Annotated in this window: 11 protein-coding genes; all 11 read left to right on the top strand. The window is 68.7% G+C overall.

The annotated features are described in order from the left end of the window. The first annotated feature begins 28 nt into the window (after window positions 1-28). The 11 genes from tssC to ASF45_RS16250 all read left to right on the top strand — a co-directional run bounded on the left by tssC (window position 29) and on the right by ASF45_RS16250 (window position 13,448). Window positions 29-1,525, top strand: coding sequence for a type VI secretion system contractile sheath large subunit (gene tssC, locus ASF45_RS16295; RefSeq protein WP_056664576.1), 1,497 nt, complete (start codon window positions 29-31; stop codon window positions 1,523-1,525). A 94-nt stretch (window positions 1,526-1,619) separates the two neighbouring features. After that, entirely contained in the window at window positions 1,620-2,108 is a 489-nt protein-coding gene (locus ASF45_RS16290) for a type VI secretion system tube protein Hcp (protein ID WP_056664573.1), read from the top strand. Window positions 2,109-2,300: 192 nt separating this feature from the next. Next, window positions 2,301-2,807 carry a type VI secretion system tube protein Hcp gene (locus ASF45_RS16285; RefSeq protein ID WP_056664570.1) on the top strand — a complete coding sequence of 169 codons (507 nt, stop codon included), beginning with the start codon at window positions 2,301-2,303 and terminating at the stop codon, window positions 2,805-2,807. Window positions 2,808-2,822: 15 nt separating this feature from the next. After that, window positions 2,823-3,350: a type VI secretion system baseplate subunit TssE gene (gene tssE / locus ASF45_RS16280; protein WP_056664567.1), complete on the top strand. Its 528-nt coding sequence runs from the start codon at window positions 2,823-2,825 to the stop codon at window positions 3,348-3,350. A gap of 19 nt (window positions 3,351-3,369) precedes the next feature. Beyond that, the gene (locus tag ASF45_RS35385) at window positions 3,370-3,903 is read left to right on the top strand and encodes a hypothetical protein (protein WP_156473044.1); all 534 of its coding nucleotides are present in this window, start codon (window positions 3,370-3,372) and stop codon (window positions 3,901-3,903) included. A 6-nt stretch (window positions 3,904-3,909) separates the two neighbouring features. Next, entirely contained in the window at window positions 3,910-5,802 is a 1,893-nt protein-coding gene (gene tssF / locus ASF45_RS16275; protein WP_056664564.1) for a type VI secretion system baseplate subunit TssF, read from the top strand. Window positions 5,803-5,875: 73 nt separating this feature from the next. Further along, a complete protein-coding gene (gene tssG / locus ASF45_RS16270) occupies window positions 5,876-6,934 on the top strand; it encodes a type VI secretion system baseplate subunit TssG (RefSeq protein ID WP_056664562.1) in 1,059 nt (352 codons plus the stop codon). Next, window positions 6,927-9,608 (top strand): type VI secretion system ATPase TssH, encoded by a 2,682-nt coding sequence (tssH, locus tag ASF45_RS16265; protein WP_056664559.1) that lies wholly within the window; start codon window positions 6,927-6,929, stop codon window positions 9,606-9,608. Before tssG ends, tssH begins: the two co-directional genes overlap by 8 nt. 119 nt (window positions 9,609-9,727) lie before the next feature. Further along, complete coding sequence (locus tag ASF45_RS16260; protein ID WP_056664556.1) at window positions 9,728-10,570, top strand: RNase A-like domain-containing protein; 843 nt, start codon at window positions 9,728-9,730, stop codon at window positions 10,568-10,570. Window positions 10,571-10,572: 2 nt separating this feature from the next. Then, window positions 10,573-10,890 (top strand): contact-dependent growth inhibition system immunity protein, encoded by a 318-nt coding sequence (locus ASF45_RS16255; protein ID WP_056664553.1) that lies wholly within the window; start codon window positions 10,573-10,575, stop codon window positions 10,888-10,890. Between the two features lie 245 nt (window positions 10,891-11,135). Further along, window positions 11,136-13,448 carry a type VI secretion system Vgr family protein gene (locus ASF45_RS16250; RefSeq protein WP_056664731.1) on the top strand — a complete coding sequence of 771 codons (2,313 nt, stop codon included), beginning with the start codon at window positions 11,136-11,138 and terminating at the stop codon, window positions 13,446-13,448. The last annotated feature ends 13 nt before the right edge of the window (window positions 13,449-13,461 follow it).

Genomic DNA, 13,461 nt, shown 5'->3' with positions numbered 1-13,461 from the left:
TATCCGCATACCTGGGAGAGACGCAACCATGGCCGAAGACACACTCCAGAGCGCAGCGCCGCTGCAAGGCATCGCCTACGAGGGCAGCGAGTTCGCCGCGCTGCTGAACCAGGAGTTCAAGCCCAAGTCCGACGACGCGCGCAATGCCGTCCAGAACGCGGTACTCACCCTGGCGCAGCAGGCGCTGGCCTCGACCAAACTGATCGACGGCGACGTGATGGCCAGCATCGAGGCCATGATCGCCGAGCTCGACGAGCAGCTCTCCAGGCAGGTCAACCTGATCCTGCACCACCCCGAGTTCCAGGCGCTGGAGAGCGCCTGGCGCGGCCTGCACTACCTCGTCAACAACACCGAGACGGACGAGATGCTGAAGATCCGCGTCATGAACATCTCCAAGAAGGACTTCGGCAAGACGCTCAAGAAGTTCAAGGGCACGGCCTGGGACCAGAGCCCGCTGTTCAAGAAGGTCTACGAGGAGGAGTACGGCCAGCTCGGCGGCGAGCCCTTCGGCGCGCTGGTGGGCGACTACTACTTCGACCACAGCCCGCCCGACGTGGAGCTGCTGGGCGAGATGAGCAAGGTGGCCGCCGCCGCGCACACGCCCTTCATCGCCGCGGCCAGCCCCAACCTGATGCAGATGGGTTCGTGGCAGGAGCTGTCCAACCCGCGCGACCTGACCAAGATCTTCACCACGCCTGAGTACGCGGCCTGGCGCTCGCTGCGCGCCTCGGACGACGCGCGCTACATCGGCCTGGCGATGCCGCGCTTCCTGGCGCGCCTGCCCTGGGGCGCCAAGACCGCGCCCGTGGAGGAATTCAACTTCGAGGAATCGACCACCGGTGCCGACCACTCGGCCTACGCCTGGGCCAACTCGGCCTATGCCATGGCCGTCAACATCAACCGCTCGTTCAAGCTGTACGGCTGGTGCACGCGCATCCGAGGTGTCGAGTCGGGCGGCGCGGTGGAAGGCCTGCCGACCCACACCTTCCCCACGGACGACGGCGGCGTGGCCATGAAGTGCCCGACCGAGATCGCCATCGGCGACCGGCGCGAGGCCGAGCTGGCCAAGAACGGCTTCATGCCGCTGCTGCACCGCAAGAACTCGGACTTCGCCGTCTTCATCGGCGCGCAGTCGCTGCAAAAACCCGAGGAGTACGACGACCCCGACGCCACGGCCAACGCCAACCTGTCGGCCCGCCTGCCCTACCTGTTCGCCTGCTCGCGTTTTGCGCACTACCTCAAGTGCATCGCGCGCGACAAGGTGGGTTCGTTCAAGGAGCGCGCCGACATGGCCAAGTGGCTGAACAAATGGATCATGAACTACGTGGACGGCGACCCCGCCAACTCGAGCGAGGCCACCAAGTCCAGGAAGCCGCTGGCCGCGGCCGAGGTCACCGTCGAGGAGGTGCCCGGCAACCCCGGCTACTACACCTCCAAGTTCTTCCTGCGGCCGCACTACCAGCTCGAAGGCCTCACGGTGTCGCTGCGGCTGGTGTCCAAGCTGCCATCGCAAAAGGGCGCCTGAAGCCGCCGACTGCGGAGCCGGGCATGGGCCGTCGTGCGTGCCCGGTCTCCCTGCCAACGCCACGACGTTCAACCACCACTGAAGCGAGGAAACCATGGCCCATGTTGACTACTACCTGAAGATCGACGGCGTCGAAGGCGAGTCCACCGACGACAAGCATGCCGGCGAGATCGAACTGGAATCCTGGAGCCTGGGCGGCACCAATGCCGGCTCGTTCAGCAGCGGCGGTGGCGGCGGCAGCGGCAAGGTCTCGCTGCAGGACTTCCACTTCGTGAAGAAGACCGACAAGGCCTCGGCCAAGCTGCTCACCGCGTGCTGCACCGGCGAGCACCTGGCCACCGCCACGCTGGTGTGCCGCAAGGCCGGCGGCGAGCAGGAGGAATTCCTCACCGTGATCCTGTCGCCGGTGATGGTCAGCAGCTACCAGAACAGCGGCTCGGCCGGCGCCGACATCATTCCGATGGAACAGGTCGCGCTGAACTACGGAAAGATCGAGTTCAAGTACAAGCCGCAGGACGGCAAGGGCGGCCTGGGCGGCGAGGTCGTCGGCGGCTGGGACGTGACCACCAACAAGAAGGTGTGAAGTTGAATCCACCCCGTTTGGATGTCTCACTGCGTGTAGACATTCCATCCCCCTCCAGGGGCGCCGCCAGCGGCCGGGCAGAGCCCGGGCCAAAGCGTCCGCTGGCATGGCCTGCTCCGCGGCCTTCGGATCAGTGCGTTGCGGCCCGGTGCCGGACCGTGACGGCGGCGCACGGCACAACGGAAGACTGACATGGTCCCCCTGTCCGGGCAAAGCGACGGCGCGTCCGACCTGTTCCTCAGCGTGCACACCAAGCGCGCCGGCAAGGTCAAGGGCGAGGTCACCACGGAGGGCCACGAGGAGGAGATCCAGCTGCTGCGCTGGAGCTGGGGCGTCAGCGCCAACACGGCGATCGGCTCGACCGAACGCACGGCGCGGCGCGTGTACCGCCACCTCGTCGTGACCAAGGGCATCGACGCGGCGTCCACCGCGCTGCTGAGCGCGCTGGCTACGAACGACGAGATCAAGGAAGCCGTGCTGACCATGCGCAAGGCCGGCGGCGAGGCGCTGGACTACTTCACGATGACGCTGGAAGGCGCGCGCGTGGTGGGGCTGGACATCGAGGTCGGCGACGACGGCCGGCCGCTGGAGCGCGTGTCCATTGCGTTCACCAAGATCGGCATCGCCTACCAGCCGCAAGAGAGCGCGGGCCTGGGCTCGGGCACGTTCAGCTTCGACGACGAGGTCCTGCCCGCCTGAGGGCCGGCGTGCGCCATGGCCACCGTGGACGCCCGCAACCGGTTGCAGCCGGCCCTGCTGGACCGGCTCACCGACGACGCGCCGGGCGAACGCCAGGAGGCCGACGACCACCGCGTCATGTCCAAGGCCCAGCTGCGCCAGGCCGTGCTGCGCGACCTGAGTGCGCTGTTCAACACCGTGCAGCCGCTGGGCGCCACCGCCGACGCCTACCCGCAGGTGGGCGCCAGCGTGCTGAACTTCGGCCTGCCCGCGCTGTCGGGCCAACTGGCATCCCGGCTCGACGTCGGCGTGCTGGAACGCACCATCCGCCAGGCCATCCTGCGCTACGAGCCCCGCATCCTGGCCGACAGCCTGCAGGTGCGCGCCGTGGAGCCCAGCAGCGTGCTGGACACGCACAACGTGATCGAGTTCGAGATCAGCGGCCACCTGTGGTCGCAGCCGGTGCCGCTGGAGATCCTGCTGCGCACGCAGATGGATCTGGAGGCGGGGCAGGTGGAGGTGCGGGATAGGGGTGCCTCCGCGTCTGTACGTACACCTCGCTGAACACAAACGAGGAGCCAGCATGTCAACTGTGACACCTACGCAAGTAAGCAACCTGCTTGCTAACAGCCCAGACAAGAACGTTTCCAAACTGGCAAAAGACACTGAACTTACGGCAGCACTTGTCCGAGTGTTCGCTGCGACTTTGGAAATCGCCAAGGACTTTCCACAAACCAAAGCGCAGCTAGCACATTCGCTAACAAAGAAGGCATATTCCGTGTCCAAAGTAGCGGCCACTGCAAGCGCATCGGATGGGCTAAAGCTCACCAACTTTGCGGCCGCGCAGACACTCAAGTCGATTGGTTTGCTGAAAGTCGCTGGAATGTCTCCGGCGAAAGCCTCTGCCTACATCACCCTGACGATGGCCGAGAAGGTGGTGGCAGCGGCAGGCCTCGGGCAGCTTGACAAATGCAAGATGGCCATCGCTTCGTTGACGATTACGACTGCAATGGCACCACTGTCTTGCGTCGGCGCCCCAGTCTTGGGTTGTGTCATTGGCGGGCTAGCAGTTGCAAGCGAAGCACTCAATGTGTACGGACAGTGCGGGCAGCCGTAGAGCCCCATGGACCCCCGCCTCCTGCGCCTCTACAGCGACGAGCTCACGCACCTGCGCGAGGTCGGCAGTGAGTTCGCGCATGCCTTCCCCAAGATCGCGTCGCGCCTGTCCATGGAAGGCATGGAGGTCACCGACCCGTATGTCGAGCGGCTCATGGAGGGCTTTGCCTTCATGGCCGCGCACGTGCAGCTCAAGATCGAGGCCGAGCAGCCGCGGCTCATCGCCCAGCTGCTCGAAGCCAGCTACCCGAACTTCCTCGCGCCCGTGCCATCGATGATGGTGGCGCGCTTCGACGCCGACCTGCTGGACCCGAACCTCACGCGCGGCCATGTGGTGCCGCGCGGCAGCGCCGTCATGGCCGAGCCGGCGCGCGGGCAGGACACGCATTGCGAGTTCCGCACCGCGCACGCGGTCACGCTGTGGCCCGTGGAGCTGGTGTCGGTGCAGTACTTCACGCACGCGCCCGACCTGCCGCTGGGCCGATTGCCGCAGGCCCAGGGCACGCAGGGCGGCCTGCGCATCCGGCTACGCACCGGCGGTGGCCTGGGCTTTCGCCAGCTGGGGCTGGACCGGCTGGCCTTCTACCTCAGCGCGCCCGACGAGGTGGCCCTGCGCCTGCACGAACTGCTGCACAGCGCCTGCACCGGCACGCTGGTGCTCACCGGCCAGGCCGGCACGCCGCCGGCCTGGCGCGGCCCCGACAGCCTGCGGCCGCTGGGGTTCGGCGCCGACGAGGCGCTGCTGCCCGAGTCGCTGCGCGCCTTCTCGGGCTACCGGCTGCTGCAGGAGGCGGCTGCCATGCCGCAGCGCCTGCTGTTCTTCGAGATCGGCGACCTGGCCGCCCGGCTGGCGCAGGTGGTCGGCGACGAGGTGGAGCTCGTCGTGCTGCTGCGCCGCGGCGATGCGCCGCTGGAGGCGTTGGTCGACCGCAGCAGCCTGGCACTGCACTGCACGCCGGCCATCAACCTGTTCCGCAAGCGGCTGGACCGCATCCAGCTCGGCCCCGGCGCCTGGGAGTACCACGTGGTGCCCGACCGCACGCGGCCCATGGACTTCGAGGTGCACAGCCTGGAATCGGTCACGGGCTACGGCAACGGGGCCGTGGGCCAGCAGCGCTTCGAGCCGCTCTACGCGACGCAGCAGGCCGCAGGCACCAGCGATGCCGCGCAGGCCCACGGCTTCTACACGCTGCGGCGCGAGCCCCGGCTGCGCTCGCAGCGGCAGATGACGCAGGGCGCGCGCTCCTCGTACATCGGCCAGGAGGTGTATCTCGCATTGGTCGACCCGCAGCATGCGCCCTACCGCGACGACATCCGCCAGCTGTCGGTGGCGGCCTGGGTCAGCAACCGCGACCTGCCGATGCTGCTGCCGCATGGCGCCGATGCCAACCAAAAACCCGTGTGGCGGCTGGACGCGGCCGGACCCGTGCGGCGCGTGGATGCCTTGCGCGGGCCGACGCGGCCGGTCACGCGCAGGCCGGCGGGCGAACCCGGCTGGCAGCTCGTCAGCCACCTGAGCCTGAACCACCTGTCGCTGGTCGGCGCATCGCCGGCCGACGCTGCAGCGGCGCTGCGCACCACGCTGGCCTTGTACGCCCCGCCCGACGACGCTGCCTGGGCGCGCCAGGTGGCCGGCGTGCTCGCGCTGCGGGTGCAGCCCATCGTGCGCCGCCTGCCCTTCAAGGGGCCGATGGCTTTCGGCAGCGGCATCGAGATCGTGCTGGAACTGGACGAACTGGCCTACCAGGGCACCAGCGCCTTCCTGTTCGCCAGCGTGCTGGAACGCTTCTTCGCGCGCCATGCGGCCATCAATGCGTTCACCCAGCTGGTGCTGCGCACGCCCCAGCGCGGCGAGCTGATGCGCTGGGCGCCGCGCATCGGGCAGCGGGAAACGGTATGAGCGCCGCGCCGGGCCGCCCCAAGCAAGCTCGCTCCCCCCTGGGGGGACGGGCCGCAGGCCGAAGGGGGCTCCAGTGAAGCCGCAGCGCGAGGCCTTGTTCGCGGCGGTGCGCGCCGAGCCCTGGGCGCACGACTTCTTCGCGCTGCTGCGCCGCCTGGAGGCCCTGCACCCGGAGGCGCCGCGCATCGGCCGCGCGCTGCGCCCTGCGCAGGAGCCCGTGCGCCTGGGGCAAGAACCGGAGCTCGACTTCGCGCCCGCCCCGCTCGCCAGCTTCGCGCACGAGAGGGACATGCCCGCGCCACGCCTGGGCGTGCGCTTCTTCGGCCTGCTCGGCCCGCAGGGCCCGATGCCGCTGCACCTGACCGAGTACGTGCGCGAACGCCAGCGCTGGCGCAACGACCCGACGGCCGCGCGCTTCCTGGACATCTTCCACCACCGCATGCTGGCGCTGTTCTACCGCGCCTGGGCCGACGCCCAGCCCACGGTGCAGCACGACCGCCCCGCGCAGGACCGCTTCGCCGCCTGGCTGGGTGCGGGCTTCGGCCATGCCGGCACGGCGCCGCTGCAGGGTGCGCTGCCGCGCCAGGCCCAGCTGTTCCAGGCCGGCCTGCTGGGCGCGCGCAGCCGCCACCCCGAGGGCCTGGCCAAGCTGCTGGCGCAGCACTTTCGCGTGCCGGTGCGCATCGAGGAGCACGTCGCGCACTGGCTGCCCCTCGCCCCCGAAGACCGCAGTCGCCTGGGCCATGCGCGCAACCGGCCGCAGCGCGCGGGCCTGCCCGCGGCGCAGCTGGGCCGCAGCGCCAACGCCGGCCGCGCAGTGCACGACCGGCAGTTCAAGTTCCGCGTGGTGCTGGGCCCCTTGACGCTGGCGCAGTACCTGGGCTTCCTGCCTGGCGGCCCGGCCTGGCCGCCGCTGCGCGACTGGATTCGCCAGTACGCGGGCTTGGACCTGCAATGGGATGTGCAACTGGTGCTGGCGCAGGCCGAACTGCCCGAGCCGCGGCTGGGCCAGCGCGTGCCGCTGGGCGTGGTCTCCTGGCTGGGCCGGCAGCACCCCGCGCGCGACCGGGGCGACCTGCGCCTGCGGCCCACCGCCTCGTTCGTGCACCGCCATGGAGACCACCATGCCTGACATCTCCCGCACCGCGCTGTTCGGCAAGCTCAACGCCACAGCCTACAAGGCCATCGAGGGCGCCACCGTGTTCTGCAAGCTGCGCGGCAACCCGGTGGTGGAGCTGCAGCACTGGCTCTACCAGATCCTCAACGGGCAGGACTCGGACCTGCACCGCATCGTGCAGCACGTGGGCATCGATGCCGGCGCGCTGGCCACCGACCTCACGGCCGCACTCGACCGGCTGCCGCGCGGCGCCTCCTCGGTGACCGACCTGTCCAGCTGGGTGGAGAGCGCGGTCGAGCGCGGCTGGGTCTACGGCTCGCTGATGTTCGGCGACACGCAGGTGCGCACCGGCACGCTGCTGCTGGGCATCCTCAAGACCACCGGCCTGCGCGCAGTGCTGGTCTCGATCTCGCGCCAGTTCGAACGCATCCAGGCCGACACGCTGGCGCAGGACTTCGGCAAGATCGTCGCCGGCTCGCCGGAAGACGGCCAGGCTGCCACCGCCAGCGGCGCCGTGCCCGGCGAGGCCAGCGGCGCCATCGCGCCGGCCGCGATGGGCAAGCAGGAGGCGCTCAAGCGCTTCGCCATCGACCTGACCGAGCGTGCGCACAAGGGTGAGATCGACCCCGTGGCCGGCCGCGACGAAGAGATCCGCCAGATCGTCGACATCCTGATGCGCCGGCGCCAGAACAACCCCATCCTCACCGGCGAGGCCGGCGTCGGCAAGACGGCCGTGGTCGAGGGCTTCGCACTGCGGCTGGCGCGCGGCGACGTGCCGCCGCAGCTCAAGGACGTGCGCCTGCACATGCTGGACGTGGGCCTGCTGCAGGCCGGCGCCAGCATGAAGGGCGAGTTCGAGAGCCGGCTGCGTGCCGTGATCGACGAGGTGCAGGCCTCGCCGCAGCCCATCATCCTGTTCATCGACGAGGCCCACACGCTGGTCGGCGCCGGCGGCCAGGCCGGCACCGGCGATGCGGCCAACCTGCTCAAGCCGGCGCTGGCGCGCGGCAAGCTGCGCACCATCGCCGCCACCACCTGGGCCGAGTACAAGAAGTACATCGAGAAGGACCCGGCGCTCACGCGGCGCTTCCAGGTCGTGCAGGTGGCCGAGCCCGGCGAGGCCAAGGCCATCCAGATGCTGCGCGGCGTGGCCGGCATCCTGGAGAATCACCACCGCGTGGCGCTGCTGGACGAAGCGATCGAGGCCGCCGTGCGGCTGGCGCACCGCTACATCCCCGCACGGCAACTGCCCGACAAGGCCGTGAGCCTGCTGGACACCGCCTGCGCGCGCGTGGCCGTGAGCCAGCATGCCACGCCACCGGCGCTGGAAGACTGCCAGCGCCGGCTGGAGGCGCTGCAGGTGGAGCACGAGATCATCGAACGCGAGGCGGCCATCGGCATCGACACCGACGCGCGCCGCCAGCGCACGGCGCAGGCCATCGCCGAGGAGCAGACGCGGCTGGCGCAGCTGCAGGCACGGCATGCGGAGGAAAAGGGCGTGGTCGACCGCATCCTGGCACTGCGCGCGCTGCTGCGGGCACCTGTAGCGCCTACAGCGCCGGCATCCGAAGCCGCGGCTGCCGCGCCGCCTGCGCCCGACCGCGACACCCTGCTCGCCGAGCTGCGCCCGCTGCAGACCCGCCTGCGCGAACTGCAGGGCGACGCCCCGCTGATCCTGCCCACCGTGGACGAGCAGGCCGTGGCCAGCGTGGTGCAGGACTGGACCGGCGTGCCCGTCGGCCGCATGGTCAAGAACGAGGTCGAGGCCGTGCTGCGACTGGCGGACACGCTCAACCAGCGCGTCATCGGCCAGAAGCACGCGTTGGAGATGATCGCGCGACGCGTGCAGACCTCGCGCGCACGGCTGGACAACCCGGGCAAGCCGATCGGCGTGTTCCTGCTGTGCGGCACCTCGGGCGTGGGCAAGACCGAGACGGCGCTGGCGCTGGCCGAATCTCTGTACGGCGGCGAGCAGAACGTCATCACCATCAACATGAGCGAGTTCCAGGAGGCGCACACCGTCTCCACGCTCAAGGGCGCGCCGCCCGGCTACGTGGGCTACGGCGAAGGCGGCGTGCTGACCGAGGCCGTGCGCCGCCGTCCCTACAGCGTGGTGCTGCTCGACGAGGTGGAGAAGGCCCACCCCGACGTGCACGAGCTGTTCTTCCAGGTCTTCGACAAGGGCTGGATGGAAGACGGCGAGGGCCGCGGCATCGACTTCAAGAACACCATCATCCTCCTGACCAGCAACGTGGGCAGCGAACTCATCATGCGGCTGTGCAGCGGCTCCGCGCCCACGCCGGACCCCGAACAGATCGCCACCGCGCTGCGCGAGCCGCTGCTGCAGGTGTTCCCGGCCGCGCTGCTGGGCCGGCTGGTGGTGGTGCCCTACCACCCGCTGTCGGACGCGATGATGGGCGACATCGTGCGGCTGCAGCTGGGCCGCATCGCCCGGCGCGTGCAGGAGAACCACGGCATTCCGTTCACGTACGACGACGCGGTGGTGCGGCTGGTGGTCTCGCGCTGCACGGAGGCCGAATCGGGTGGGCGCGTGATCGATGCGATCCTGACGAACACGGTGCTGCCGCGCGTGTCGCTGGAGTATCTGACGCGGCTGGCCGCGGGGGGCAGCCTGCAGCGGATCACGCTGGGGGTGCGGGAGGGGGATTTCAGCTACGGGTTCGACTGAGTGGCGCAGCAATGGCGAACGCTCGCATTCCCGGACCTCTTTGGGACAGCGACGCCGAGTGGATCGACCGCGGGACGACGTGTCTGCAACGTTCCCCCACACCGGGGCCCGTGGGAACCATGTCCATTGCGCTCGGCATCGGCCACGAGGCCAGCCCGGACCAAGGCGTTCAGATCGTCTTGACACCCCTCCAGCTTGCCGCCGTCCTCACAGAGGAAACGGTGGACGAAGCACCCGCCTTGTCCGACCGAATGTGGGGTGTCGGAAAACTGTTGGTCGGGGCACTCGAGCTGATCGGAGCCGGAGGTCTTCTTCTTGCGCCAGAGCCGACTGCGGCAACGAAGGTCGCGGGCGTGGCCCTTGGCGCCCACGGGCTTGACACGTCATCGTCGGCGGTGCGCCAGATCGCAACCGGCAGGGACACCGCTACCTTGACCGCAGAGGCGGCTGAATCGCTCTCTTCTGCGCTCGGCGCCCATCCCAAAACGGCCGAGATGATCGGCCTCGGTGCCGACATGGCCGTTCCGCTCATCGCCGGTGGCATCGGTGCGCTGCGTGCGCTCGCCATACGGCGGGGTGCGATCAGTCTGGCGGCGCAAGAGGCGGCTGGTGGTCACACCATCTCGCGGCATGTCGGCCAGACGGCACAACAGCTTCGCGCGCGCCTGGCGCGCCAGCCCGGTATCCCAGCAGCCTCCACATTCAGAACGCTCGCCGATGCAGAACGCCACGTGTCTGCCGCTTTGCGGTCCAACCGTGCCGCCATCGAAGCCTGGGCCCGGGCCGCAAGCCCTGGGGGGCGCCCGTTCACGGTCACCTACCAGGCAACGACGGTGGTCGGCGAGGGTGTGGTGAGGGCCACGGGCCAGTTGCAACAGATGACGAAGCTGGTCGTCGTGCTGCGCCGCGTCCAGCAACAAAATCGGGCCTACTTCGTTCTCACGTCCTATCCGGTGCCTTGACCATGCCGACCATCATCTCCAAAGGGCAACAACAGTTTCCCGACCTGGCCGCTTTCATAGGGGGCTGGTTTCACCAGGATTTCGACATCCATGGCAACTCCCTGGAGGAAGTGGTTGCGGCGTTCAAGGCCGAAAGCGACGCTGCACTGGTCGCGCCCCTGGTCGATGACATCGACGCCTTTCTGGCCACAGGCGACGAAGGCATGGAAGAACGGTTCCAGGACATCTTTCGACCCGACATCATCCCCACATCCTTCCGCCCCACGACACGCGCATTTCTTCTGGCCGTTCGCGAAGCGCTTGTGGCGGGCCCTGGCTGAGTCGGTCGTCCCGCGCTTGCCTTCGTCTGCGCTCTCTGCTTCGCATGGCGCTGAAGCGCCATCGACCAGACGAAGCCGGACGCAGGGACCTGCATCGCGAGCGACGCGAGCAGGCGCTCGGCGAAGGCGGCATCGCATGCCAGCGCCCTCGGCGCATCGCCATCGATGGCAGACCGCGCCGATGACTTTAGTCTGTTGCCCGCCCCGCCCCCGGCCCCTACCGTTGCATGGACTCCAGCCCCACCATGCCGGCCCCGATCACCCTCACCTCCCCGCTGCCGCCCGAGGACTTGCTGTTCGAGTCCATGCGCAGCTCCGAAGGCCTGAGCCTGCTCGGCGAGATGCAGCTGGCGCTGGTCAGCGCCAAGCCCGACCTCCAGCCGCAGGACCTGCTCGGCAAGACCATGTGCGTGACGGTGCAGCTGCAGGGCGACGCCAAGCGCCACTTCCACGGCCACGTGACGCGCTTTTCCATCGGTGCGCGCAGCGGCCGCTACTACGGCTACCAGGCCAGCGTGCGGCCCTGGCTGTGGTTCCTCACGCGCACGACGGACTGCCGCATCTTCCAGGACCTGAGCGTGCCCGACATCGTGAAGAAGGTGTTCGAGGACCACGCCGGCGCCAGCTTCAAGTTCAACCTGTTCCGCAGCTACCGCAAGTGGGTCTACTGCGTGCAGTACCGCGAGAGCGACTACAACTTCGTCGCCCGCCTGCTCGAGCACGAGGGCATCTACTGGTACGTGGAGCACGGCGAGGGCGAGCACAAGCTGGTGCTGGTGGACTCCAAAAGCGCGCACGACGCCGCGCCCGACTGCAAGACACTGCCCTACTACGAGAACCCGGGCGAAGCACCGCCGGATGTGGAGTGCATCTCGGGCTGGCAGTTCGCAAGTGCCGTGGAGACCGACCACACGCTGCTGCGCAGTTTCGACTTCGAGCGTCCGTCGACGCCGCTGGAGGTCAAGGCCGGGACCAAGCCGCCCTACAAGATCGGCGCGCTGGAGCAATACGACTGGCAGGGCGACTACGTGCAGTCGGCCGACGGCACGCAGTGGGCCGAGGCCCGGCTGGACGAGCAGCAGACCCGCTACGAGACCGCGCACGGAAGCAGCAATGCGCACGGCATCGAGGCCGGCCGCCTGCTCACGCTGGAGCGCCACCCGCGCGAGAACCAGAACGCCGAGTACCTCGTCACGCAGACGACGGTGCATGCGCGCAACGATGCCTACGAGACCGGCGATGGCGGCGGCGGTGCCGGCAGCTGGCAGTGCGAGTTCTCGGCCATCCCCGCGAGCCAGCAGTTCCGCCCGCCACGCCGCACGCCCAAGCCCTTCGTGCAGGGGCCGCAGACGGCGGTGGTCACCGGCCCCCGTGGCGAGGAACTGTTCACCGACAAGTATGGCCGCGTGAAGGTTCAGTTCCATTGGGACCGGCTGGGCAAGAAGGACGAGAAGAGCTCGTGCTGGATGCGCGTGTCGCACCCCTGGGCCGGCAAGAACTACGGCGTGGTCCACATCCCGCGCATCGGGCAGGAAGTGGTGGTCGACTTCCTGGAAGGCGACCCGGACCAACCGCTCATCACCGGCCGCGTCTACAACGCCGAGCAGATGCCGCCCTGGGAATTGCCGGCCAATGCGACGCAGAGCGGCATCCTCACGCGTTCGAGCAAGGGCGGCAGCGTGTCGAACGCCAACGCGCTGCGCTTCGAGGACAAGAAGGGCAGCGAGCAGGTCTGGCTGCATGCCGAGAAGAACCAGGACATCGAGGTCGAGAACGACGAGACGCACTGGGTGGGGCACGACCGCACCAAGACCATCGACCACGACGAGGCGGTGCATGTGAAGCACGACCGGACGGAGACGGTGGACAACAACGAGACCATCACCATCGGCGTGGACCGCAGCGAGCAGGTCGGCAACAACGAGACCATCGCCATCGGCGTGAACCGCACCGAGACCGTGGGCAGCAACGAGACGATCACTGTCGGCGCCAACCGCACCGAGACCGTCGGGGCCAATGAAACCATTTCCATCGGTTCGAACCGGACCATCACCGTAGGCGCCAGCGAGACCGCCACCGTGGCGCTGCAGCGCACGCACACGGTGGGCGTGAACGAGACGATCGCCATCGGCGCGGCGCAGGAGATCGCGATCGGCGCGATGCAGGTGGTGGCGGTGGGCGCGGCGCAGACCATCACCGTGGGTGCGAACCAGTCGACGAGTGTGGGGCGCGCGCAGAGCAACAACATCGGCGCATCGCAGACCACGCAGGTGGGCAAGGACCGCACGCTGTCGGTCCAGGGCGCCCAGAACACGAAGGTCGGCAAGGCGAGAAAGACCGAGGTGGGCGAGAACGATGCGTTGAAAGTGGGAAAGAACCTGGTCATCGAAGCGGCCGAGTCGATCAGCCTCGCGACGGGCAGCGCGAGCATCCTGATGAAGAAGGACGGATCGATCACGATCAAGGGCAAGGGCATCCTGATCCAGGGCTCGGGCGATGTGGATGTCAAGGCATCCGGCGCCATCGTGGTCAAGGGCAGCAAGGTCGGCATCAACTGACGGCGACGTTCGC

Origin of the sequence: Pseudorhodoferax sp. Leaf265, assembly GCF_001422365.1 — a bacterium.
Taxonomy (GTDB): Bacteria; Pseudomonadota; Gammaproteobacteria; order Burkholderiales; family Burkholderiaceae_C; genus Pseudorhodoferax.
This window is presented reverse-complemented; position numbering and strand designations above follow the sequence as displayed.

Excerpts from the sequence above, each read along its gene's own strand:
- tssC (WP_056664576.1), top strand. The coding sequence starts at position 29 with ATGGCCGAAGACACACTCCAGAGCGCAGCGCCGCTGCAAGGCATCGCC.
- ASF45_RS16290 (WP_056664573.1), top strand. The coding sequence starts at position 1,620 with ATGGCCCATGTTGACTACTACCTGAAGATCGACGGCGTCGAAGGCGAG.
- ASF45_RS16285 (WP_056664570.1), top strand. The coding sequence starts at position 2,301 with ATGGTCCCCCTGTCCGGGCAAAGCGACGGCGCGTCCGACCTGTTCCTC.
- tssE (WP_056664567.1), top strand. The coding sequence starts at position 2,823 with ATGGCCACCGTGGACGCCCGCAACCGGTTGCAGCCGGCCCTGCTGGAC.
- ASF45_RS35385 (WP_156473044.1), top strand. The coding sequence starts at position 3,370 with ATGTCAACTGTGACACCTACGCAAGTAAGCAACCTGCTTGCTAACAGC.
- tssF (WP_056664564.1), top strand. The coding sequence starts at position 3,910 with ATGGACCCCCGCCTCCTGCGCCTCTACAGCGACGAGCTCACGCACCTG.
- tssH (WP_056664559.1), top strand. The coding sequence starts at position 6,927 with ATGCCTGACATCTCCCGCACCGCGCTGTTCGGCAAGCTCAACGCCACA.
- ASF45_RS16260 (WP_056664556.1), top strand. The coding sequence starts at position 9,728 with ATGTCCATTGCGCTCGGCATCGGCCACGAGGCCAGCCCGGACCAAGGC.
- ASF45_RS16255 (WP_056664553.1), top strand. The coding sequence starts at position 10,573 with ATGCCGACCATCATCTCCAAAGGGCAACAACAGTTTCCCGACCTGGCC.
- ASF45_RS16250 (WP_056664731.1), top strand. The coding sequence starts at position 11,136 with ATGCCGGCCCCGATCACCCTCACCTCCCCGCTGCCGCCCGAGGACTTG.